Genomic DNA, 24,032 nt, shown 5'->3' with positions numbered 1-24,032 from the left:
GGATCGGGATGACCCTCAACACCTGGCTGCTGTTCTTCGTCACGTCCGTGGGGATCTCCCTGACGCCAGGCCCGAACGGCCTGCTCGCCTTGACGCACGGGGCGCTGCACGGCGGACGCAGGACGCTGTTCACGATCGCGGGCGGCCTGATCGGCTTCATCCTCGTCATCGCGCTGTGCATGTTCGGCATCGGTGCGCTGGTGCAGTCGTCGATCACCTGGCTCGTGGTCCTAAAATGGGTGGGCGGGCTCTATCTCGCATGGCTCGGGGTCAAGTTGTGGCTCGCGCCGCCGGTGGGCGTCGATCTGGCCGACCAAGCCGTGACGGCCAGAGGACACGCGCTGTTCCGCCAGGGTTTCCTGACCGCGGCGACCAACCCGAAATGCCTGCTGTTCTTCAGCGCGCTGCTGCCGCAGTTCATCGATCCCGATCGCAGCCTGGCGGTGCAGTTCGCCGTCGTGGCCGTCACCTATACGGTGACCGAGTTCGTCACCGAATACGCCATCGCCAGCGCGGCGGCCCAGGTTCGCCCCTGGCTCGCGCGGGTTGGGCGGCGCTTCAACCAGGTCTGCGGCGGCATCTTCGTGGCGGTCGGGCTGGCCTTGCCGCTGCGCAGCGCCTAGGGCGCCGCGTTCGGCCGTCCGCGTCGCAACTCGCCGCCACGGACCTGAAGCACCTTCCGCCTGAAATGGGTGTCCGGCTGCCGGGCCACAGGTCAGCGGCAAAGCGCGCATGTGTCGGAAAGAGGGCCTTTGCCCTTCAAAAATCTGCTAAGACCCTTAGCTGAGATTTGATCCGACCCGGAAGTTCGCATGAGTTCCCGCGACGACCTGCCGCCAGAGACCGATCCCTTGGCCGATGCTCCGGCCGAGACGCCCCACCATGGGCTGATGTTCCGGTTTCGCAACTATTTCCTGACCGGCCTCGTCGTAGCCGGACCCGTCGCCATCACGCTCTACATCACGTGGTGGTTCGTGACCTGGGTGGACGGGCTGGTCCGGCCGTTCGTGCCTCTGGTCTATCGTCCGGAAACCTATCTGCCGTTCGGCGTGCCCGGCTCCGGCCTGATCGTGGCCGTGATCGGACTGACGCTGCTCGGCTTCCTGACGGCCAACCTGATCGGCCGCACCCTGGTCGACCTCGGCGAGCGGCTGCTCGGCCGCATCCCGGCGGTGCGGGCGATCTATCGCGGCCTCAAGCAGGTGTTCGAGACGCTGTTCTCGGGCAAGGGCTCGAGCCTGCGCCGTGTCGGCCTGGTCGAGTTTCCGTCGCCGGGCATGTGGTCGATCGTCCTGATCTCGCAGCCGCCGAGCACGGAGATTGCGAGCCGCCTGCCCGGTGACGACGAGCAGATCTCGGTGTTCTTGCCGTGCGCGCCGAACCCCACCACGGGCTTCTTCTTCTATTTGCCGCGGAGCAAGATCATCGAGGTCGACATGAGCGCCGAGGACGCTGCGACGTTGATCATGTCATGCGGCGTGGTGCAGCCGGGATCCGACCAGCAGAAAAAGGTCGCGGCGCTGGCCAACATGGCCAACACCGCGCGCCTCGCCAACGCACCCGCGCAGCCATCGCCGCATCGCGAGCCGGAGCCGGCCAAGGCGGACTAGGCTGAAAGGCCGACTGGCGCGAAAGGCTAGCCACTGCGGAAGAGCTAGGCCGCATCCTGCGGAACGAACACGCGCAGGCGATGCCCGTCCGGATCGAGCGCGACGAACGTCGTTCCGAAATCCATCCGCGTCGGCGCCTGCGCGATCGAGAGTCCGCGCGCCTTCCAGTCGTCGTGCAGCCTCTGGACCTCGCCGGCATCGCCGACCGCGAACGCGACCTCGGCGAAGCCTGCTGCGCCCGTCGCTGTCGGCTCGACCGTGTGCCGCGACCACAAGCCCAGCATGACCCCCTCGCGCAGCGCCAGCATGGCGAACGTCGGCGATTGTTCGATCACGGGCCGGCCGAGCAGATCCGCATAGAAGGCCGCGCTCCTCGGCGGGTTGTCGACGTAGAGGATCAGAAAATTGAAGTCGGGCATCGTCGTTTCTCCGGTGGCGGCGCCGTCTGCAGCGCTTCAGCCACACGACTAGCCGAGCCCTCTGCCAGATTCTGTCAGCAGCCTTCGTGAGCATGGTCGCTGGCGGTCCGGTCCGCCCAGCGGGCAAACGTGCGCATCGCGGCGCTTTGCACTGCATGATGATGCGGGGAAAGCACAGCCACGGATGTCGTCGTTCCTACAACCAGCGGGCGGTGGTGTTTCGAATGGTCACCATGGAAACATCGGGCAAACAAAAGTAAGGCGTTGGGGAGGCGCGTAGGATGCCTGTGAGTAGGACGACATTGTTGTGCGCGGTCGCGCTGTCCGCGGCGTCCCTGCAACTGACGGGGCCGGCAGCAGCCCAGACCACCTATACGCGCATTCAGGCATTTGGCGACAGCTACGCCGACACGGGCAATCTCTGGACCTTCACCGGCGGCGCCGGCAAGCTGCCGCTCTATCCCACCGGCCGCTTCAGCGGCGGCACGAATTTCGTCGACACGACCTCGGCGCTGCTCGGCATTCCCCAGCTCAACTACGCGATCGGCGGCGCCATGGCCGGCAACACCAACGTGGTGGCGCCCGGCATTCCCGGCTTCTTCCAGGAATGGAGCGGACTGACGGGCTTCTCCGGCAGGATCTCGTCGACCGACCTGGTCGAAATCTCGGTCGGCGGCAACGATGCGCGGGCCTATTACCGCGCCGGCGGCTCGCTCGCTGGAGCGCCGACGGCCGCGGCCGTCACGGCCCAGCAGGCCATGGCCGGCATCAACGCGCTGGTCGGGGACGGCGCGCGCAGCATCGTGTTCACGGCCGGCGATGTCAGCACCTTGCCGGAGGCCGTTGGCAACGCCAATGCTCCGGCCGGCAAGGCCTACAGCACGACCTATAACAGCCTGATGCAGCAGTCGCTCGCTGGCGTCGCGCGTTCGGGCGTACGTGTCGAGTATGTCGACACCGGACTGGTGGGGACGCTGATCCAGGCCAATCCACAGCGCTATGGCTTCACCAATGTCGGCGCCTGTCCGGTGGCGTGCATCGGCAATCCGGCGCTGCAGAACCAGTATCTGTTCTATGTCGACGGCGTGCACCTGACCTCGCACGGCTTCGAGGTGCTGGGCCAGTACATCGTCAACCGCCTCAACGCGCCGCTGACCTTCGCGCCGCAGGGCGAGGTGGCCTCGATCACGGCGATGGGGTTTGCCTCGACGCTGTTCGGCAAGCTGGATCAGTTCCGCGAGACCACCGGCTTCGCGCCGTCGACGATGAATTCCTTTGCCGCCGTGACGAAGGCGCCTTACGCCAAGTCCCCTTACGCCAAGTCCCCTTACGCCAAGTCCCCTTACACCAAGGCGCCGCCGCTGGCGCCGGTCAGCCCATGGTCGTTCTACATGCAGGGCAATGGCGGCGTGAGCGACCGCCAGGGCAGCGCCGCCTCGAACGGCTTCAATCTCGACAGCATCGGCGGCACAATTGGCGTCGAGTACCGGCTGTCGGCGAACGCCATGATCGGTACCGCCTTCGACTATTCCAATCCGAAGGCGAGGCTGTTCAACAGCGCCGGCACCACGGATGCCAACTCCTATCAGTTCGGCCTCTACGGCGCCTGGGCCAGCAGCAACCTGTTTGCCGAGGGCCTGGCGACGATCGGCCGTCAGGACTATCACAACACGCGGCCGGGCGTGGTCGACACCATCACCTCCAGTCCCGGCGGCACCACCTTCGTCGCGGCCGGCAAGGCCGGTTACCTGTTCGATGCAGGCACGGCGAAGCTCGGACCGATCGGCGGGCTGACCTATGCCCGCGCCCGTGTCGACGGCTACACCGAGACCGGCGATCCTGCGCTGACGCTCGCGGTCGGCTCGCAGACCGCCGAGACCCTGATCGGCAGCGTCGGCGTGCAGCTGCGCACGCCGTTCCAGGTGCAGGGCAACGTCATCAATCCGTACCTGAACCTGACCCTCGATGACGACATCATCGGCAACGGCCGCCTGATTCAGTACAACGCGACCTCGGCGCCCGTCATCGTCAACAACTGGACGGTTCCGAACGGCACCTCGCACAACGTCTACGGCCGGGTGAGCGCCGGCGTCGTGGCGCCGTTCTGGAGCAATGTGGCGCTGACGGTGAATGTGTCGCGCACGATCGGACGCACGGGGGGAGACGATTTCTTCGGCAGCGGAGGCTTGAAGATCGCGTTCTGAGGGTCTGCCGCGGCAGCCAGCGTTCTCGGGGGCTCTGAGGGGGCGCTGGCGTTGCGGCCAAGGCGAGGGCAGCCCGGAAGGGCTGCCCTTCGTTTTCGTGCCTTCAGTTTTGTCATGGGGTGGGCATAGTTTTAGAGACCATCGTTGGAATCGGAGCGTCATCATGCCTCCCAGCATTGCCGTCATCGCGCCCGGCGCCATGGGCAGCGCCATCGCCGCCCGTCTCGTGGAGCACGGCTGCAAGGTTCTGACTTCGCTCGAGGAGCGCAGCGCGGCGACGCGGGCGAGGGCGGCCGCATCCGGCATGGTCGGCGCCAGCGACGCCGAGATCGCCAATGCCGACATTATCCTGTCGATCGTGCCGCCGGGCGAAGCTGTGGCGCTGGCGGAGCAACTCGCGACGGTCATCAACCGGAATTCGAAGAAGCCCATCATCGTCGACTGCAACGCCGTCAACGTCGACACCATCCGGACCATCGAGGACATCGTGCTGTCCTCGGGCGCGCGCCTGGTCGATGCCGCCATCATCGGTCTGCCGCCGAAGCCGGGCACGAAGGGACCGGCGTTGTATGTGAGCGGCGAGGCGGCCGTTGATGTCGCCGCGCTGGGCCAACTCGGGCTCGATCTGCGCCGGATCGAAGGGCCGATCGGCGCGGCTTCGGCGCTGAAGATGTCCTATGCGGGCATCAACAAGGGCCTGACGGGGCTCGGCGCCGCGATGGTGCTGGCCGCCACCCGCGCCGGCGCCGCCGACGCGCTGCGCGACGAGTTGGCGCTGAGCCTGCCGCACGTCCAGGCTCGGCTTGCCAATGCGCTGCCGGACATGCTGCCGAAGGCCTATCGCTGGGTCGCCGAAATGCGCGAGATCGCGGGCTTCCTGGGTGATGACCATCCGGCCGCGCTGATCTACGAAGGCTTCGCCCGTCTGTTCGAGCACATCGCGACGGACGTGCAGGGCGAGGGCACCGATGCGGCGCAGCTGGTGGCGTTCGCCGAGAGCTGCAAGGTGAATAAGCCGGCGTCATAGACTCGTAGGGCGGGCAAAGGCGCACCGCGCAACGCGCGGTGTGACGTGCCCACCGTTGTTCTTTACGACCATCGACATGGTGGGCACGCGCCGCCTTTGGCGTCGCTTTGCCCACCCTACGACATGTCAGCCCGCCGTCAGCAGCGGGATCGCCTCGTCGCGTTCGTAGAGATAGAGCAGGCAGCGCAGCGCGTCGCTGCGCGGGCCCTTCAGCTTCGGGTCTTCCTTGAGGATCCGCAGCGCCTCGTCGCGCGCCTGGGTGATCAGTTGGGCATGCACCTCGGGACGGGCGATGCGATAGCCGGGCAGGCCACTCTGGCGGATGCCGAGCACGTCGCCTTCGCCGCGCAGCTTGAGGTCCTCCTCGGCGATCCGAAAACCGTCGGTGGTCTCGCGGATCACGGCGAGCCGCGCCTTCGACATCTGCCCCAGCGGCTCGTGATAGAGCAGGATGCAGGTCGAGGCCTCCGAGCCGCGGCCGATGCGGCCGCGCAACTGGTGCAGCTGGGCGAGGCCGAAGCGCTCGGCATTCTCGATCACCATGATGCTGGCGGCCGGCACGTCGACGCCGACCTCGACCACGGTGGTCGCAACCAGCAGCCGCAGCTCATGGGCCGCGAACCGGCCCATGACGTCGTCCTTCTCGCTGCCCTTCATCTTGCCGTGGACGAGGCCGACCTTGGCACCGAAGCGCTCGCGCAGGCTCTCGAAGCGATCCGTCGCATTGGTGAGATGATCGATGCCCTCGGCCTCGGATTCCTCGACCAGCGGGCAGATCCAGTACACCAGCTTGCCGGCATCGAGCGCGCGCCCCACCGCGTCGATGACCTCGCCGAGCCTGGTGTCGGCGACCGCACGGGTGTCGATCGGCTGCCGGCCGGCCGGCTTCTCGCGCAGCTCGGAGATGTCCATGTCGCCGAAATAGGTCAGCACGAGGGTGCGCGGGATTGGCGTCGCCGACAGCACGAGCACGTCGACGGCCTCGCCCTTCGAGGTCAGCGCCAGCCGCTCGCGCACACCGAAGCGATGCTGCTCGTCGACGATGGCGAGCGCCAGCGACTTGAAGACCACGTCGTCCTGGATCAGCGCGTGGGTGCCGACCAGCAGGTCGATTTCGCCGGCCTCCAGACGTGCAAGAATGTCGCGACGCTCCTTGCCTTTCTCGCGCCCCGTGAGAATTGCCACGTTCATCCCAGCGCGCTCGGCGAGCGGCGTGATGGTCTTGGCATGCTGGCGCGCCAGAATCTCGGTCGGCGCCATCAGCGCCGCCTGCTTGCCGGCCTCGGCGACGGCGGCCGCCGCCAGCAGCGCCACCACCGTCTTGCCGGAACCGACATCGCCCTGCAGCAGCCGCAGCATCCGTACCGGCTTTTCGAGATCGGCGGCGATCGCTTCGATCGCCCGGGCTTGCGAGTTCGTCAGCGCGTACGGCAGGGCATCGATGATCTTGCGGCGCAGACGACCGTCGCCGGCATGACGGTTGCCCGCAGGACGGCGCAGTTGCGCCCGCACCAGCGCCAGCGCCAATTGGCCGGCCAGCAATTCGTCGAACGCGAGCCGCGACCAGAACCGGTTTTCCGGCAGGATGTCCGTCAGCTCCTGCGGCACATGCACCCGCGTCAGCGCCTCCTTCAAGGGCGGGAAGCCGCAGCGGCTGAGCACCTCCGGACTGATCCATTCCGGCAGCTCGGGCAGCTTGGTCAGCGCCGCGGCGATCGCGCGCCGCAACGATCCGAGTGCGAGGCCTTCCGTCAGCGGATAGACCGGATCGATGCCGGAGAGTTTTGCAAACCCCGCTTCATCCAGGATGCGGTCGGGGTGCACGATCTGCGGCACGCCGTCATACATCTGCACGGTGCCGGAGACGTAGCGCTTGGCGCCAACCGGCAGCACCTTCTCGATGTAGTCGCCCTTGGGACGGAAGAAGGTCAGCACGACGTCGCCAGTCTCGTCGCTGGCGTAAACGAGGTACGGCGCGCGGGCGTTGCGCGAGGGGCGGTGGCGATCGACCGTGACTTCGAGCGTCACCATGGTTCCGGCCTCGGCGTCGCGCACCTTGGGCCGGTTGCGGCGGTCGATCACACTGGCCGGCAGATGCAGGAGCAGGTCGACCAGGCGAGGCGTCTCGCTGCAGCCGAGCAGGTAGCGCAGCAGCTTGTCCTGCTTCGGCCCGACACCCGACAGGGTGGTGACCGGCGCGAACAGGGGATTGAGAACGCTTGGGCGCATGGACCGAACACTTAAAGCGGTTTGAGAGCCGGAATAGCCGCGAATGCCAAGACATCCACGTCTTTTTCTCAGGTTTCAGGTGCCGGGCATGCCGGTTCTGCAGCCTGGGAGGGCTGACAGGAGCGCTGCGTGCCGCTATATCGAACCGCGCCCGGCACCGTCCGGGCTTTTGGCGTTGTCCTGCAGGAATATCGCGATGACCGGAACGACCCGATCGAGCCAAGGCCTAGACGACCGTCGCAAGCGGCTCCTGTTCCGCTGCTGGCATCGCGGCACCCGTGAGATGGACCTGATCCTCGGCCGCTTCGCCGATGCCGAGATCGGGAGCCTCTCCGAGAGCGAGCTGGCCGAGCTCGAACAGCTTCTGGAAGTTCCGGACCCGGATTTCTATGCCGCGGTGACCGGCGCCCGGCCGCTGCCGCCGGAGCAGACACCGGCATTGTTCGAGCGCATCAAGGCGTTCCGCGCGGTGGACGCCGATTGATGAAGAGCCCGGTCAAGTCGCCAGCCGAGCATCTCGCGCCGGGGCGCGCGCTGACGCTCGCCAATGTCGCCGAGGGCGCCGAAGGCCTGGTCGTCTCCGATCTCGCGCGGGCGGTCGCGGCCAAGCCGAAGCCGCCGGCGGTCAGCCTCGCCGTGGTCTGTCGCGACGGCAATCGGATGCAGCAGCTGGCGCGGGCGCTCGACTTCTTCGCGCCGGACCTGCCGGTGATGCAGTTCCCGGCCTGGGACTGCCAGCCTTACGATCGCGTCTCGCCGCATGGCGGTATCCTGGCCCAGCGCGTCACCACTCTGGCGCGGTTGTCGCGCCTCGCCGGCAGCGACAAGCCGCTGATCGTGCTGACCACCGTCAACGCCATCGTGCAGCGCGTGCCGGCGCGCGACACCATGGCCGGGCAGGCGCTGTCGGTCGCGCCCGGCCATGTCGTGCCGATGGACTCCGTCGTCGCCTGGCTCGAGCATAACGGCTATCACCGCTCGTCGACCGTGCGCGAGAGCGGCGAATATGCCGTGCGCGGCGGCATTCTCGACCTGTTTCCCGCCGGCCTCGACCAGCCGGTGCGCTTCGACTTTTTCGGCGACAGCCTGGAATCGATCCGCACCTTCGACGCCGAGACGCAGCGCACCTTGCTCGACATGCGCTCGCTCGACCTTGTGCCGGTGTCGGAATTCCAGCTCGTCACCGACACCATCCGCCGCTTCCGCATGGGCTATGTCGCCGAGTTCGGCGCGCCGGAGCGCGATGACGCGCTGTACGAGGCCGTCAGCGAAGGCCGCCGCTATCCCGGCATGGAGCACTGGCTGCCGCTGTTCCACGACAAGATGGAGACATTGTTCGACTATCTGCCGAACACGCCCATCGTGATCGAGCCGCAGGGCGAGGATGCCGCGCGCGAGCGCTTCAAGCAGATTATCGACTATTACGACGCGCGCCGCGAGGCGATGGAGCATCCCGGCGGCGGTGCGATCTACAAGCCTTTGACGGTTGACCGGCTGTATCTGACGTCGTCGGAGTGGGCTGAACGGCTCGCCGCCGTCCCGCTGGCGCGGGTGACGCCATTCGCGGTGCCGGAGAGCACCGGCGTCGTCGACATCGGCGCGCGGCAGGGCCGCAATTTCGCGCCCGAGCGCAACGATTCCGCCGTCAACGTGTTCGAGGCAGTTGTCGCCCACGTGCAGGCATTACAATCGGTGCGCAAGAAGGTCGTGATCGCGCTGTGGAGCGAAGGCTCGCGCGACCGCATGGCCAGCATGCTGAAGGACCACAAGCTGATCCACGTCACCAGCGTCAACACCTGGCGCGTGGTGCAGGCGACGCCGCGCAACGAGACCATGCTCGCGGTGCTCGGCCTGGAGACCGGCTTCGAGACCGACCAGATCGCCGTCATCTCCGAGCAGGACATTCTCGGCGACCGCCTGGTGCGGCCGCGCCGGGCGAGCCGCAAGCTCGACAACTTCATCTCGGAGGTGACGAGCCTCGCGATCGGCGACATCGTGGTCCATGTCGATCACGGCATCGGCCGTTTCGTCGGGCTGCAGACGCTCGAGGTCGCCGGCGCGCCGCATGATTGTCTCGAACTGCGCTATGCCGGCGAGACCAAGCTGTATCTGCCGGTCGAGAACATCGAGCTGTTGTCGCGCTACGGCTCCGACCAGACCAATGTCGAGCTCGACAAGCTCGGCGGCTCCGGCTGGCAGACGCGCAAGGCCAAGCTGAAGAACCGCATCCGCGAGATGGCCGGCGAGCTGATCAAGATCGCCGCCGAGCGCATGCTGCACGAGGCACCGAAGCTGCCGGTGCAGGCTGGCCTCTATGACGAGTTCTGCGCCCGCTTCCCCTATGACGAGACCGAGGACCAGCTCGCCGCGATCCAGGCGACGCTCGCCGATCTCGAAGCGGGACGTCCGATGGACCGGCTGGTCTGCGGCGACGTCGGCTTCGGCAAGACCGAGGTGGCGCTACGCGCCGCCTTTGCCGTCGCGCTCGACGGCAAGCAGGTCGCAGTCGTCGTGCCGACCACGCTGCTCGCGCGCCAGCATGCAAAGACTTTCGCTGAGCGCTTCAAGGGCTTTCCGGTCAACGTCGCGCAGGCCTCGCGTCTCGTCTCGACCAAGGAACTCAATCAGGTCAAGAAGGGCCTCGCCGACGGCTCGGTCGACATCGTCGTCGGCACCCACGCGCTGCTCGGCAAGGCGATCAAGTTCCGCGATCTCGGCCTCGTCATCGTCGACGAGGAGCAGCATTTCGGCGTCAGCCACAAGGAGCGGCTGAAGCAGCTGCGCGCCGAGGTGCATGTGCTGACCCTGTCGGCGACGCCGATCCCGCGCACCTTGCAGCTCGCACTCACCGGCGTGCGCGAGCTGTCGATCATCGCCTCGCCGCCAGTCGATCGTCTCGCCGTTCGCACCTTCGTCGCGCCGCACGACCCCGTGATGATCCGCGAGGCCCTGCTGCGTGAGCGCTATCGCGGCGGTCAGGCGTTCTACGTCGTGCCGCGCATCGACGATCTCGCCGAGGTCAAGGAGTTCCTCGACAAGACCGTGCCGGAGATGAAGGTCGCCGTCGCGCACGGCCAGATGGCGCCGACCGTGATCGAGGACATCATCGGGGCGTTCTACGACGGCAAGTTCGACATCCTGCTGTCGACCACGATCGTCGAATCCGGCCTCGACATTCCCCGCGCCAACACGCTGATCGTGCACCGTGCCGACATGTTCGGCCTTGCCCAGCTCTATCAGCTGCGCGGCCGCGTCGGCCGCTCCAAGCTGCGCGCTTATGCGCTGTTCACCCTGCCGTCGACGCACAAGATCAGCCCACTGGCCGAAAAGCGCCTGGGCGTGCTGCAGTCGCTGGAGACGCTGGGGGCCGGCTTCCAGCTCGCCAGCCACGACCTCGACATCCGAGGCGCCGGCAACCTCCTCGGCGACGAGCAGTCCGGCCACATCAGGGAGGTCGGCTTCGAGCTCTATCAGTCGATGCTGGAGGAGGCGATCGAGAACCTCAAGGCGGGCATCACCGAGCCGACCGTCGACCGCTGGTCGCCCCAGATCACCATCGGCATGCCCGTGCTGATCCCCGAGGACTACGTCTCCGACCTCTCGGTGCGACTGTCGCTGTACCGTCGGCTCGCCGATCTCGAGACCGACGACGAGATCGACAACTTCGCGGCCGAGCTGCGCGACCGCTTCGGCAAGCTGCCGGACGAGACGCGCTATCTGTTCAAGGTCGCCGCGATCAAGAACTACTGTCGCAGGGCCAATGTCGAGAAGGTCGATGCCGGCCCGAAGGGCGCGGTCATCGCCTTCCGCGACAACAGCTTCGCCTATCCCGATCGTCTCGTCGCCTTCATCAAGCGCCACGGCCAGGCCGCCAAGGTGCGCCCCGACATGAAGGTCGTGTTCCTGCAGGTCTGGGAGACGCCCGAGGAGCGGCTCGCCGGCACCACCGATATCCTGAAGGAACTCGCCGACCTCGCGGAGAAGAAGAAAGCGGCGTAGCAGAATGGAGCGTTAGCGAAGCATCCAGCCGAAATGCAACGCAAGGCTGGCGATCGTGAAGACTGAGACGATCGCGATCACGCTGATCCAGTCGGTCTGATCGCGAGATTGTCTGTTCTGCATCGCAACGCTCCGCTTCACAAGACGCCACACGCCCCGTCCGATGATCAGATCAGACGAGTGAGGCGAATGCGCGATCTGAAGATGTACGTGTTTGGTTGAGATCGTGGCCAAGCCGACGTTCCGTCATTGCGAGCGAAGCGGAGCAATCCAGAAGCCACGCCAGAATTCTGGATTGCTTCGTCGCTTTGCTCCTCGTGACCTGCCCCTAAGAATTTCCTCCAGAAGGATTTAGAGTCCGGCCTGACGACGGACGGACAGATGAAGCGTAAACGGTTCACGGAAGAGCAGACCATCGCGGTTTTGAAAGAGCACGAGGCCGGCGCGAAGACGGCTGATCTTGCCCGCAAGCACGGGATCTCGGAGGCGACGTTCTACAATTGGAAGACCAAGTTTGGCGGCATGGACGTGTCCAGTTCGCCCCAGGACAGCGCTTCCGTATCCTCAACATCGTCGACGACGTCACCAAGGAGAGCCTGGGAGCGATCGCTGACACCTCGATCTCGGGCCGGCGGGTGGCGCGGGAGCTGACCACTATCGTCGCCCGACGCGGCAAGCCGGGTTCGATCGTCTCGGACAACGGCACCGAGTTCACCTGCAATGCGATGCTGGCCTGGTGCAAGGACAACGCCATCGACTGGCACTTCATCGCGCCCGGCAAGCCGATCCAGAACGCCTTTGTCGAGAGCTTCAACGGCCGGATGCGCGACGAGTTCTTGAACGAAACGCTGTTCTTCGGCCTCGACGACACGCGGCGCAAGCTCGCCGCCTGGGTCACGGACTACAACGGCGAGCGGCCGCACTCTTCACTGAAATACCAGACCCCTGCGGCCTATGCCGCCAACCTCCCCGCAACGGGCGATCGGCGGCGCAACCCCGACCAGCTCCGCCAATCGCCGTTGCTGCACCCGCGCCACTCGGCTTAAAACCCAACAGGACTCTAAATGCTCCTGGATGAAACTTCGGTGGCAGGTCAGTTGCAGAACACGGCGGGCCTGCGATGCTCGCCCGTATCGGCCTCATGCGAGCGCTAGCTAAGTCCGGCTCGAACGCGTGTGCAACCTTGAGATGGTCGCACGAGTCCCTAAAGAGGATTAATGTTTCGCAGATCTTCATTAAGAAGATCAAAGGTCAGTTGTGGGGGGCGATCCAACTGCCTGGTCCAGGCATCGACGATGTCCGATCCACGATCACTATCGCCGGAGATAAATTTCCGCCGAGGCATTAGCTATGCCAGCGGTCTGGTCGCAATTGGACTGATCTATTTCGCCCTGGCAAAAGGTGGCCTTGCTCTCGCCTCTATTCATCCCAGTGCAACGCCAATTTGGCCACCGACAGGTGTCGCGCTGGCGGCGGTGCTGTTGTGGGGATATCGGACTTGGCCCGCAATTTTCACGGCGGCGGTGATCGCCAATGCGGCGACCGCCGGCTCGGTTGCCACCGCAATTGCGATTGCGACCGGTAACTCTCTTGAAGCCGTTGTTGGCGTTTACCTCATCAATCGATGGTCGAGCGGATGTAATACGTTTTCGACACCAAATTCTGTCGCGAAGTTTACCCTGATTTGCCTCGTGATCGCGACACCGATCAGCGCCACCATTGGACTGTCCAGCCTGGCAACCGCCGGGTACATCGAACGGACGAATTTCGCAAACGCCTGGGTCACATGGTGGCTGGGAGATGTGACCGGCGCGCTGGTCATTGCCCCCGTTATCGTGCTTTGGGCATCAAGCCCCTACCATGCTTTCAACCGCAAGGAATTTTTGGAGACGGTCGGCGTCCTCGCAACAGCGGCGGCTGTTGGACTCATTGCTTTCAGCCCCCTGATCGAGCAAACGCCGAGCCGAAATCCACTGGGTTTTCTTGCGATCCTGCCAATGTTGTGGGCGGCGCTGCGCCGCGGTCCACGTGACACCGCAACGGTTGCGCTGGTGCTTGCGGGGATCACGATTTGGGGGACGCTCACGGGCGGCGGCCCCTTCACGACCGTGGATCTCAACGTTTCATTCCTGCTGGTGTTGATGTTCTTGATCAGTATTACCGTTCCAAGCTTGTTACTGAGCGCCGACGTCGAGGTGCGCAAGAAAGCGGAGGAAAGTCTGCGCCACTCGCAGATGGAACTCGAACGGAAGGTTGCAGAGCGTACGCAAGAGCTGGAGCTCGCCAATGCAGCAAAATCGCGCTTTCTTGCCATGGCAAGCCATGATTTGCGGCAGCCATTACATGCACTAGGCCTGTTCGTTGCCCAGCTGCGCACGCCGCTCAAATCGGGGGAAAGGACAAAGACGATCGAGCGGATCGATGCAACGCGCAAAGAAATGGATGAAATGTTCAACTCGCTCCTGGATATTTCCAGGCTCGATGCTGGAATCCTTACACCCAAAATTACTGAATTCCCAATCGCGCGCCTGTTGCAAACAATTGAGACTACGTTTGATCAGGCAACGCGAGAAAAAGGCTTGCGTCTACGCGTTCGGCGAAGTGATGCCTGGGTGCGGAGCGACGCCATGCTGCTCGAACGCATACTGCTCAATCTGGTATCCAATGCTGTGCGCTATACGTTACGAGGCGGGATCATCGTCGGATGTCGTCGGCGCGGTGAAATGTTGCGTATCGAAGTATGGGATAGCGGTCCCGGCATTCCTGAGGATCAGAAGCAGAATATCTTTGGCGAGTTTTTTCAACTACCCGGCCCAGAACGGAACCGGTACGGCGGCCTGGGGCTCGGCCTGGCTATTGTCGACAGGCTTCGCGTACTTCTCAACCATCAAGTCGACTTAGCTTCGACCGTGGGCCGAGGTTCGCGATTCGCAATCTTGATTCCGATGGCCGATAAATGCGTCACGTCCACTGAGCCCGTCGACACACCTCGCCCCGCAGTCGTTGCGGTCGAAGGCAAGGTAATTCTTGTTATTGCCGATGCTCCAATTGTGCGAGAGGAGACGGGCGGATTGCTTGGCAAATGGGGATACTCCGTCCTTACCGCCGGATCCGACGAAGCTGCGCTTATCCGACTGGCTGAGCGCCAGCAACGCCTCGATCTTATAATCTCGGATTATCATCTTGCGAGCGGAAAGACCGGGATCCGAGCAGTTGAACAAATTAGTGCGGCGTTTGGCTCATCAATTCCAGCTATCCTCACCAGCGGCGATACGGCACCCGAACCATTACGTGACGCTAAGGATAGAGGGTACATTTTGCTGCACAAACCTGTCGACCCAATGCGGCTCCGCGCTGTCATGCAAGAGTTCTTGAGGGATCAAGACGATAGGAGAGACACCGGGGCGGCGTTATGAATCAGATTTCGGCGACAATTCCCAGCCCATTTTTCCGACTTTTATTACTGCCTCGGTGCGACTCGTTACATTGAGTGCCTTGAGAACGACCGTGATGTGGTTCTTCACTGTCGGCACGGCCATATCGAGGGTCTTGGCAATGATCTTGTTGCTTTTTCCCTTCATCAGGAGCGCAAGCACTTCAATCTGCCGATCGGTCAACCCGAGACCCTTGGGAGAGTCGCGCGCCGCTAGCTTATTTGTAAGCCGCGGAGACGTTGGTTCCTCAAGAATCTCCGAGGGAATGTAAATGCCGCCAGAAAACACCAACTTGATGGCGTTGAGCATGACCTCACGTTCGGTCGTTTTCGGGATGAAACCCAGAGCGCCAAGTTTGAAAGCGCGCTTGACTGTATCTTGTTCATCCGAGGACGAGAGCATGACGATAGCAATGGTCGCATAGCGGTCACGCAGTTCGCGGAGGACAGAGAAGCCATCTCGATCAGGCAAATTGATATCAAGCAAAATGAGGCTGATGTCAGGATGTTCCTCGACTATGTGCACTGCCTCACGGCCGTTCGAAGCTTCAAAAATGACGGAGTCTCGCTTCAGTTGTTTCACGACAGCGTGCAACGCCTCGCGGATTAACGCATGATCGTCGACAATAAGAACTTTCATAAAAGCTCTCCGTCATCTCATTGCACGGAGATCCAACTTAAAAAATATACACCCACCTTCGGGTCTTTGGCGAGGAAGAAGCTGGCGGAAGACTGGCTCCCGATACCGTCCATCCACCATCATCCTTGGCCCAACCAGCGGTTCGCCGCCGGGCACTCAAGGCAGGAGCCGAATGCCGTTGTGTGGTGTAATTGTAATCAACTCACGGTAGGAGCGCGAGTACGGACCACGAAAGTCGTGGGACTCAGAGTCTCCTTCGCCTGTAGGCAAAGGTGATTGATGCCGAGATCTGTACGGTACCTTGATCATAGGACCTAGGAACCTCTCTCTGTGGACCTCCGGCTGATTTACGCGCTGTGCCGTTTGAACGATGATCGTCAAACTCACGCGCCAGCAGGTTCTACCAAGCGCCGCCATATGATCGTTATCGTAATAGCGTTCGTGGCGGGGTCGGCGTGAAGCAGATCTAGATTGCGGCGTTGTCACGATCCGGCAGCGCGGCGGTGCAAATTCGGTCCCTCTTGAAGCGTACTCGTACGCCGGACGGGCAATCAGATGCATGATCGAACTGCCGACCTGAAGCCATCGGTAGGCGCGTTGCCGGAGCTGAAAGGCTACGGCCGCGATTTGCGCATTGATGCCTGCCGCGGCATCGCGCTCTGGTGCATCTTTCTTGATCATGTCCCCAACAACATCGGGAGCTGGCTGACGCTGCGGAACTACGGCTTCAGCGATGCCGCGGAAGTGTTCATGTTCGTGTCGGGCGTAACCTGCACGTTGGCCTACGGCAAGGCATGGCGCTGCGGGGGCTGGACCGGCGTGATCGGCCGGACGCTGTGGCGAAGCTGGGATATTTATGTCGCATTTCTGCTGCTCACGCTCGCCTGCGCCATCATGGTTCACCTCGCAGGCGGCGGCCATCTTGCCGACGAGAGCAATACGCGCATTCTGTTGGAACAGCCGGGCGTGACGCTCGCGCACGCGGCGATCCTGCAATACTGCCCCGTCAACACCGACGTCTTGCCGCTCTTCGTGCTTTATCACCTTTTGTTCGCGCCGCTGCTGTGGCTGCTGCTGCGAGCGCCGAACACAACGCTCGGCGCGTCGCTGTTGCTTTACGCACTGGTGCACGTCTTCGGCTGGAGCATCCCGGCATGGCCGAACGGCCACTGGGCCTTCAATCCGCTGGCGTGGCAGCTGCTGGTCGTGCTTGGCGTGTGGTGGATGATCGAAGACAAGAGAGCCCGGCCATGGGTGACCTCACGCACCGCGCTTGTGGCTGCCGCTCTCTATCTGGTGTTCAGCCTCATCATCGCATTGAGCTGGAGCATCAAACCGCTGGAAGCGCTGGTCCCGCAGGCGCTGCTGACGCTGCTTTACCCGATGGACAAATCGAATCTCGATCCATTGCGACTGCTGCATTTCTTGGCCCTTGCGGTTTTGGTGGTATGGTTAGTGCCTCGCAATTGGCGGGGGCTGACGACGGCGATGATGCGCGGCGCCATTCTCTGTGGCCAGAATTCGCTGCCAATCTACTGCCTCGGCGTTCTGCTGACGTTCGCCAGCCGCCTGGCGCTGCTCGGCAGCTCGGAGGGGCTGACGATGCAGATCGCGCTCAGTGTTGGTGGCGTCCTGGTGATGATCGTGGCGGCGACGCTGCTGAACTTGATCAAGATCAAGCCGAGGCAGCAGCCGGACGCGAAGCCCGTCGAGCAGACAACCAGGTCTGAGCTGGTCGTCAATCTCAAGCCAGCCAAGGCGCTCGGCGTTGACATTCCGCCCACGTCGCCCGCCTCGGGCCGACGAGGTGGCCGAATAAGGATGCTGTTTGCTCCGGTGCGCGAGTCCGGCTGCGGCGCTGGTCCAGTGCCAGCAATGAGCACGCCTTCGGGCCACCAGCGAAAACTGTGGGTCAGGTCGTGAATTAGATCACAAGGACCGTGGAGCCTGCCCTTTATTCTTCCGGCCATCGTACAGAGGAGCCAAGGCCATGATTTCCCACCCAAGGACCCACAAGGGAGCGGTGCTGATCGCGGCGTGTGTGATGTTTGCCTGCGTAGCGGCATTATTGTCGGTCAACCTGACGTCACCCACTAGCGCCGCGCTCGGCGCTGACTGGCAGTGCAGCCGGCTTGCGCTCGTTATCACGACCTGCACCCATGTGCGTGCACACGAGACCGTTTCAACTGGCGTGCGCAAGCGGACCTGGTACCCGGAATCATAGCTCGGTGATACGGCGGTCTTTGAAGCGGCGTTGCCGGGCCTTTTTCTTGGTCCAGACGTTTCTTGGTCCAGACGAAGGGCTCAGATCTGACGTTATATGCTTTGATGTAGTGACCTGCCCCTAAGAATTTGCGGCCTATGCCGCCAACCTCACCGCAACGGGCGATCGGCTGCGCAACCCCGACCAGCTCCGCCAATCGCCCGTTGCTGCACCCGCGCCACTCGGCGTAAAATTCAACAGGACTCTAAATGCTCCTGGATGAAAGTTCGGTGGCAGGTCACTCGCAATGACGCCCGTGACGCAGGCAACATCGTTCTATGAAGCCGCGCGTTGCGCCTCGCCGTAGACGCGGGCCAGCAGGCTTCGGGCGGTATCGCCGGCCTGCAGCGCGGCGACGGTGACCGAAGGCTCCGTGCGCGTATCGCGCTTGCCGTGGGAGGTGTGGCGCATCACGCTGGAGAGGCGGCGCGCGATGGCGTGAGCCGAGCGCAGATCGGTCTCGGCGAACACGACGACGACCGAGCCGTTGTCCTCGTGGGTGCCGAAATCCATCCGCCGCATCAGGCGGCTGATGATGCGCGCGCCGTCATACTGCGCGCGCGGATTGACCGGATCGAACGCGAAGCGGGCGACGGCAAGGCTGCCGCCGTTCTTCTGGGTCTGGCTGACGGCGCTGGCGAAGTCGCGGGCGAACGCGTTGCGGGTGAGCAGGCCGGTCTGCGGATCGAGCATGCCGCCGGCTTCGATGGCGCGCAGCGTGCGGTTGAGGCGGGCCTCGAAGGCGTGCTGGCGGATCAAGGGCAGCGCGCTGGCCGCGATGTGCGCGGGAGCGCCGGCGATGATCTCGAGATTGGCGAGTTCCTGCAGCGGTGCCGGCTGGTTGGCGGTGACGACCACGGCGAGGTTGCGGAAGCGAGTGTCCTCGGCAAGGACGGCGAGGAACGCATCGACCACGCGCGGCGAAAAACCTTCGCCGAGCACGATCCCGTCGATGTCGCGGCTCGACAGATGCTTCGCGGCGGCTTCGATGCTCAGCGCGCCGACCACGGCCATGCGCTCGCCGAGCGCAACCGAGAGGCCGGGCAGAGAGGTGCCGCGGCCGAGCAGTAGCACGGTCGCATCATCGAGCGGATCTGTTTCCGGCAGCGCGGCGTCGGGCGTCTTCTTCTCGTCGAGACGGCGCAATACGGTGGTGTGCAGAGTGCGGACACGCAGGGCGGCGCGCAGTCGCGCCAGTAGCCGTTCGTGGTTGTCGCTGTCCTGCAGGGGAAGAGCGTGATCGGGCAGGGTTGCGTCACCCGGCGTGATTGCGATCAGCGGCACGTAGGGCTTTCGCGCGCCGATATGACGCGAGAGCGCCGCAAGCTCGGCCGCATCAGCGCCCTCCATCACGGCCACCACTGCGGCCGGCTGCACCTTGGACATCGCGCTCAGCGCATCGGTCCAGCGCGTTTCGACGGAGGGGAGAATCTGCGCCGCCGCGAGGGCAGCCGTCAGCGAAGGCCGCGTGGAAGGAGAGACGATGAGAAGCGGGCCTTGTTGGGACATCCAGGGAACTCAGGATACGCTGATGACAACGTGCGATCCTAGGTCGCTCCCGTTAACGCGGCGTCAACACTGTTCCGAACGCACCGGTTCCCCTGTCAGAGCGCGCGCCCTTCTCGCGGGCGCACCGGATCGACGACCTGGCCAACGCGGCAATATCAACCGCCCGAGCTGGCGCGATCGCGGAAGGCCTCGACCATCAGCGGATTGAGTCCGAGTTCGGCGAGCGCTTCCCGTGCGCGCGCATTGTCCATCGCGCGGCCCGCGAGGCGGTGACCGCTGAGACGGTCGGGCAGAGCGGTGAGCAGCGCGCCTTGGCCGAGCCGCCGTGACCATTCGTGCAGATCTTGCGCGAGGAAGCGGTAGCCGCCCACGGCCATCACGCCTGCCGGCGGCGCCGTGATCGAGATCGTGTCCTGGGCGCGGTCGAAACGCACGGCGTATTCGGTGTCGACGTAGTCGCGCGGCGCTGCCGGCAGCAGCGAGTCGCTTGGCGGCGGCGGTGGCGCGTAGGCGGCCAGCACGACCATGGGCCCACGCAGTCCGAGCGTGCCCTTCGGCGTCACCAGGATCTCGCCGGCGATCGACGAGCCCGGCTGTTCGCGCGGCGCGCCCTGGCGTCCCGGTTTGACCGGGCCCGGGCTGCCGTCGGCCGCGGTGCGGCGCACCGCGAACAGGCCGGCTTCGCCGAACAGATAGACATCGGTGAGCTCGATGTCGCGCGTCTTCCACGATGCGCTCGACGCGACCTGCTCGGGCGCGCGCCACAGGCCGAGCACATAGCGCAGGTTCGGCAGCCGCGCGGCGAGGTCGCCCTCGTCGAGACGCAAGGCGAGTTGGGCCGGGGCGATCAGCGTATCGCAGGCCAGCTCCGCGAGCTGCTGTTCCAGCGCATCGGCGTCGAACGGGTGATGTAGCGCAAGGGTGCCGCCGGACAACAGCCATGTCACGACCGAAGCGGCGAGACCGGCGAATGACGACGGCAGGAAGGCCGACATCATGTTCACGCCCTGCGGCAGATCGCTCTCGAGCGAGACGGCGAGCCCGCCGGCGATCAGGCTCAAATGGGTGCGCGGGACGGCGCGGAAGCCGTCGGCGGTCACGTCGAACGAGACGATCGCGGCCTTGCGGCCGTCCGGCATCATCCCGCGCGTCGAACGCGAGGGTTTTGCGATCGACTGGTCCAGCGAATACATGCCCTCCGGCAGGTCGGAGCCGAAGCCGCAGACGTGGCGGATCGAGAACGCCTCCGCCGCCGCGTTCATCGCGAGATCGGAGTGGATCACGCCGTCGATCTTCGACATCGTGACGATGGCGCGCGCGCTGGTGCGGTTCAGCGCCGCCACGAGCTCCGACTGACGCCACAGCAGCGGGAACACGGCGACCACGAGGCCGGCGCGATGCGCGGCCAGCACCGTCAGCACGAACTCGATGGTGTTGGGCAGTTGGACCGCGATCACCGAATGAGCGGGCAGGCCGGCGTCGATGAAATGCGCCGCCAGCGCAGAGATCACGCGATCGGCTTCGGCATAGGTCAGGCGCATCGGCGGCCGCCCGGCGACGCGCTGCTTGTTGATCGGATCGACCAGCGCAACCGCATCCGGCTTGCGCGCCAGGATGCGTTGAAACAACGCGTCGAGCGTCGGCGACGTATTGGCCTGATTCACCTGTTGCCCCGTACTTTCACGGACCCGGCCACGACCAATTGCCCCGATTGGTCACTTCTGTGCCGGCTCCGGCCGCTGCCACCAGCTCTCCGGGAGCGCTCCCGTCAAAGCCGTCCTCTTTGGCCGTTCTATACGATTCCACCGAGCAATCCATTCCTCGGCGGCATTGAGCACTGGAATAGCGTAGAACCCCGCCATCAGGGTACGGTCCAATGCGCGAACCGTCGAGATAAATTCCGGCCTGTCGCGGGCGCGCAACAGCGCCGCGATCATGGCGTCGATCGCAGGATCCTTGGCGCCCATGTAGTTGCGGGTTCCGGTGCGGTCGGCGGCCTCGCTGCCCCAATAGAACGCCTGCTCGTTGCCGGGAGACAGCGACTGGTCCCAGCGGTTCTGGATCATGTCGAACTCGAAGCTCAGGCGGCGCTGGTCGAACTGCACGGGATCGACGACCCTGATCGAAGCATTGATGCCGGCCCGCTTGAGACTGCCGGCGTAAGCCAGTGCAAGACGCTCCTGATCGCGCGTCGTGACCAGGATCTCGAAGGCGAGGGGGGCCCGCGTCGTCCGATGCCGCAAGACCGTCCCGTCGAAGCCATAGCCAGCCTCGTTCAGCAGATCGAGCGCCGCCTTCAGCGTTGCGCGGTCGCGGCCGGACCCGTTGGTGATCGGCAGGCGGTAGCTGCCGTCCAGGATGTCGGCGGGGATCTGCGCGGCGTACGGCTTCAACAGCTCGAGTTCGGCCGCATCGGCTGGACGTCCATAGGCCGAAAGCTCGGATCCGGCGAAATAGCCACCGCTGCGGCGGTACAGCCCGAAGAAGTAGTTGCGGTTGATCCATTCGAAATCGAACAGCAGCGTCAGCGCACGGCGCACCTTCACGTCGGCGAACACCGGCCGCCGCGTGTTGAACACCAGGAACTGCGAGGGCTGCGGCATCCCCGAGGTGAAGCTGTCGCGGATGACCTCGCCATTGCGCGCGGCCGGGAAATCGTACCCGTCGTGCCAGCGCAGCGGCTCGGTCTCGACGCGGAAGTCGTACAGCCCGCGTTTGAAGGCTTCGAACTGTCCATTGGACTCGCGGTAGTAATCGAGCCTGATCTCGTCGAAGTTCCACAATCCGCGGTTGACCGGCAGGTCGCGTCCCCAATAGTCCGGATTGCGGGTGAGGGTGACGCTGGATCCCGGCTGTACCGCCGTGACACGATACGGGCCTGACCCGAGCGGCGCGGTCATCGTCGTGTCCTCGAAGCTCGCCACGTCCGTCGCGCGCTTCGCCAGAATGGGCATCAGGCCGAGGATCAGCGGCAGCTCGCGGTCCTCGGCGCCGCCGAAATCGAACCGGATGGTCAGCGGGTCGAGCACGTCGGTCCTGGCGACCTTGCCGTAGAACTGCCGGTGGTTGGGGCGGCCGTGATCGCGCAGCAGCGCAAAGGAGAACGCGACGTCCTCGGCAAGCACCGGGCTGCCGTCGGAGAAGCGGGCACGCGGGTCGAGCCGGAAGGTGACATAGGTCCTGTTCTCGTCGGTCTCGACGGTTTTCGCCAGCAGGCCATACAGCGTGAACGGCTCGTCATTGCCGCGAGTGAGCAGGCTCTCGACCACATAGCTGCGGATTTGCTGCACCGCGATGCCGCGGACGATGAACGGGTTGAGGCTATCGAAGGTGCCGAGCAGTCCCCAGACCAGACGACCGCCCTTGGGCGCGTCGGGATTCGCGTACGCCATGTGGTCGAAGTCGGCGGGCAAGGCTGGGTGACCATGCATGGCGATCGCCGCAGTTTCTGCCGCGTTCGCCGTGGGAGTGTAGACCGCGGGCAACAATGCCAGAATCACGGCGGCCCATCTCGCGGCCGCGCTGAACATGCGCTGCAGCATCAGGATCGGGGCGCAAGCATTTGATTCGGAACAGGTCACAAGGGGCTTTTACCACAGGCTCGCCAGCGCTAGACCGCGGCTTCGACATGGTCTCGCGGCATTGATTCTTCCGCGCACCGCGTTAAGAAGGCGGGCGATTGAGTGAGGGCGGCAACGCCTGTCACTTAACCGCCTCATTTCCTGAGGAGACAGCCGCTTCAACGGCTTGGTGTGGCGCCTTTGGCGGTCTCGGGCGCTGCCGTTCAGAAAGGGTTTTCCGCAATGAATTTCCGTGACTTGGCCTCGTCGGTTGGGCCGCGTGGGCGGCTCGTCGCGCTGCTCGCGGTCACCGCGCTGGCCGTTTCCTTCGCTCCTTCGGTTGCGCAGGCTCAAGCGCCGAAGGCGAAGGCTCCGGCTGCCGCTCCCAAGGCTCCCGCTCCGGCCGCTCAGGCCCCTGCAACTCCTCCCGCCGGCGGCCAGCCTCAGGCCCAGGCTCAGCAGGAGATGCCGCAGCTGATCTACGCGCCGTGGACCAAGTTCTGCCTGAAGGGGCAGGATGCCAACGCCAAGCAGGTCTGCTTCATCGGCAAGGACGGCCGCATCGAATCCGGTCAGCCTGTGGTTGCAGCCGTCATCATCGAGCCTGAAGGCGAGCCGAAGAAGATCCTGCGCGTGACGCTGCCGCTCGGCATGCAGCTCCAGCCCGGAACCCGCATCGTCATCGACAACAACCAGTTCATGGAAGGCAAATACGTCATCTGCTTCCAGAACGGCTGCATGTCGGACTACGAAGCCACGCCTGAGTTCGTGAACAACCTGAAGAAGGGCCAGACCCTGTTTGTCCAGGCGATCAACTCGAACGGCACCGCGCTGACGCTGCCGCTGCCGCTGCAGGAAGGCAACAGCAGCTTCGCCAAAGCCTATGATGGCCCGCCGACCGACCCGAAGCAGTTCGAGGAGACCCAGAAGAAGCTGCAGGAAGAGCTGCAGAAGCGCGCCGAGGAGCAGCGCAAGAAGCTCGAGCAGACCCAGCCAGGCCAGCCGCAGGCGAAGCAGTAACGCCGGTCGGGTCCATTCCGCAAAATCAAGGGCGCTCCACTCGGAGCGCCTTTTTCGTTCTGCGAACGGATGTGAGGGGAACTTGCGCGCCGGGACCAAAGATCAAGCCTGCGCCGACG

16 protein-coding genes and 2 pseudogenes are annotated in these 24,032 nt (G+C 64.4%); 11 read left to right on the top strand and 7 right to left on the bottom strand.

What is annotated here, in order from left to right; genetic code table 11:
- Positions 1–8 precede the first annotated feature (8 nt).
- On the top strand, positions 9–623 hold the full coding sequence (locus QW868_RS13910) for a LysE family translocator (protein ID WP_315785352.1): 615 nt from the start codon (positions 9–11) through the stop codon (positions 621–623).
- Between the two features lie 189 nt (positions 624–812).
- The gene (locus QW868_RS13905; protein WP_315737899.1) at positions 813–1,610 is read left to right on the top strand and encodes a DUF502 domain-containing protein; all 798 of its coding nucleotides are present in this window, start codon (positions 813–815) and stop codon (positions 1,608–1,610) included.
- Between the two features lie 44 nt (positions 1,611–1,654).
- Here QW868_RS13905 and QW868_RS13900 read toward each other — a convergent pair whose 3' ends face one another.
- On the bottom strand, positions 1,655–2,029 hold the full coding sequence (locus QW868_RS13900; protein WP_316230774.1) for a VOC family protein: 375 nt from the start codon (positions 2,027–2,029) through the stop codon (positions 1,655–1,657).
- A gap of 281 nt (positions 2,030–2,310) precedes the next feature.
- Between QW868_RS13900 and QW868_RS13895 the strand changes: the two genes are divergently transcribed.
- Both QW868_RS13895 and QW868_RS13890 read left to right on the top strand, forming a co-directional pair.
- Positions 2,311–4,233 (top strand): autotransporter domain-containing protein, encoded by a 1,923-nt coding sequence (locus QW868_RS13895; protein ID WP_316230773.1) that lies wholly within the window; start codon positions 2,311–2,313, stop codon positions 4,231–4,233.
- A gap of 163 nt (positions 4,234–4,396) precedes the next feature.
- Positions 4,397–5,260, top strand: coding sequence for an NAD(P)-dependent oxidoreductase (locus QW868_RS13890; RefSeq protein WP_316230772.1), 864 nt, complete (start codon positions 4,397–4,399; stop codon positions 5,258–5,260).
- 126 nt (positions 5,261–5,386) lie between these two features.
- Here QW868_RS13890 and recG read toward each other — a convergent pair whose 3' ends face one another.
- The gene (gene recG / locus QW868_RS13885) at positions 5,387–7,489 is read right to left on the bottom strand and encodes an ATP-dependent DNA helicase RecG (RefSeq protein WP_316230771.1); all 2,103 of its coding nucleotides are present in this window, start codon (positions 7,487–7,489) and stop codon (positions 5,387–5,389) included.
- A 196-nt stretch (positions 7,490–7,685) separates the two neighbouring features.
- Here recG and QW868_RS13880 point away from each other — a divergent pair, with 196 nt between their 5' ends.
- Together QW868_RS13880 and mfd are read left to right on the top strand one after the other, a co-directional pair.
- Positions 7,686–7,973: a succinate dehydrogenase assembly factor 2 gene (locus QW868_RS13880; protein WP_315737904.1), complete on the top strand. Its 288-nt coding sequence runs from the start codon at positions 7,686–7,688 to the stop codon at positions 7,971–7,973.
- Positions 7,973–11,488, top strand: coding sequence for a transcription-repair coupling factor (mfd, locus tag QW868_RS13875; protein ID WP_315811054.1), 3,516 nt, complete (start codon positions 7,973–7,975; stop codon positions 11,486–11,488). The genes QW868_RS13880 and mfd overlap by 1 nt, the downstream gene beginning before the upstream one ends.
- A 12-nt stretch (positions 11,489–11,500) precedes the next feature.
- Here mfd and QW868_RS13870 read toward each other — a convergent pair whose 3' ends face one another.
- Positions 11,501–11,722 (bottom strand): hypothetical protein, encoded by a 222-nt coding sequence (locus QW868_RS13870; RefSeq protein WP_315785366.1) that lies wholly within the window; start codon positions 11,720–11,722, stop codon positions 11,501–11,503.
- A gap of 147 nt (positions 11,723–11,869) precedes the next feature.
- Here QW868_RS13870 and QW868_RS13865 point away from each other — a divergent pair.
- Both QW868_RS13865 and QW868_RS13860 read left to right on the top strand, forming a co-directional pair.
- A pseudogene (locus QW868_RS13865) lies at positions 11,870–12,534 on the top strand (integrase core domain-containing protein).
- Positions 12,535–12,783: 249 nt separating this feature from the next.
- Positions 12,784–14,904: an MASE1 domain-containing protein gene (locus QW868_RS13860; RefSeq protein WP_316230770.1), complete on the top strand. Its 2,121-nt coding sequence runs from the start codon at positions 12,784–12,786 to the stop codon at positions 14,902–14,904.
- Here QW868_RS13860 and QW868_RS13855 read toward each other — a convergent pair.
- The gene (locus tag QW868_RS13855) at positions 14,899–15,561 is read right to left on the bottom strand and encodes a response regulator transcription factor (RefSeq protein WP_316230769.1); all 663 of its coding nucleotides are present in this window, start codon (positions 15,559–15,561) and stop codon (positions 14,899–14,901) included. The genes QW868_RS13860 and QW868_RS13855 overlap by 6 nt on opposite strands.
- A gap of 555 nt (positions 15,562–16,116) precedes the next feature.
- On the opposite strand from QW868_RS13855, the gene opgC reads away from it, so the two are divergent.
- Entirely contained in the window at positions 16,117–17,484 is a 1,368-nt protein-coding gene (opgC, locus tag QW868_RS13850) for an OpgC domain-containing protein (RefSeq protein ID WP_316230768.1), read from the top strand.
- Between the two features lie 431 nt (positions 17,485–17,915).
- Positions 17,916–18,047: pseudogene (locus QW868_RS13845) on the top strand (IS3 family transposase); the annotation flags it as partial.
- Between the two features lie 53 nt (positions 18,048–18,100).
- Here QW868_RS13845 and QW868_RS13840 read toward each other — a convergent pair.
- The 3 genes from QW868_RS13840 to QW868_RS13830 form a co-directional block, all read right to left on the bottom strand.
- A complete protein-coding gene (locus QW868_RS13840) occupies positions 18,101–19,333 on the bottom strand; it encodes a GGDEF domain-containing protein (protein WP_315797391.1) in 1,233 nt (410 codons plus the stop codon).
- 155 nt (positions 19,334–19,488) lie between these two features.
- The gene (locus tag QW868_RS13835) at positions 19,489–20,997 is read right to left on the bottom strand and encodes a class I adenylate-forming enzyme family protein (protein WP_315737910.1); all 1,509 of its coding nucleotides are present in this window, start codon (positions 20,995–20,997) and stop codon (positions 19,489–19,491) included.
- 51 nt (positions 20,998–21,048) lie between these two features.
- A complete protein-coding gene (locus tag QW868_RS13830; protein WP_316230767.1) occupies positions 21,049–22,875 on the bottom strand; it encodes an extracellular solute-binding protein in 1,827 nt (608 codons plus the stop codon).
- 261 nt (positions 22,876–23,136) lie between these two features.
- On the opposite strand from QW868_RS13830, the gene QW868_RS13825 reads away from it, so the two are divergent.
- Positions 23,137–23,913, top strand: coding sequence for an invasion associated locus B family protein (locus QW868_RS13825; protein WP_315757443.1), 777 nt, complete (start codon positions 23,137–23,139; stop codon positions 23,911–23,913).
- The last annotated feature ends 119 nt before the right edge of the window (positions 23,914–24,032 follow it).

This window comes from Bradyrhizobium sp. SZCCHNR1051 (genome assembly GCF_032489615.1).
Classification (GTDB): domain Bacteria; phylum Pseudomonadota; class Alphaproteobacteria; order Rhizobiales; family Xanthobacteraceae; genus Bradyrhizobium.
This window is presented reverse-complemented; position numbering and strand designations above follow the sequence as displayed.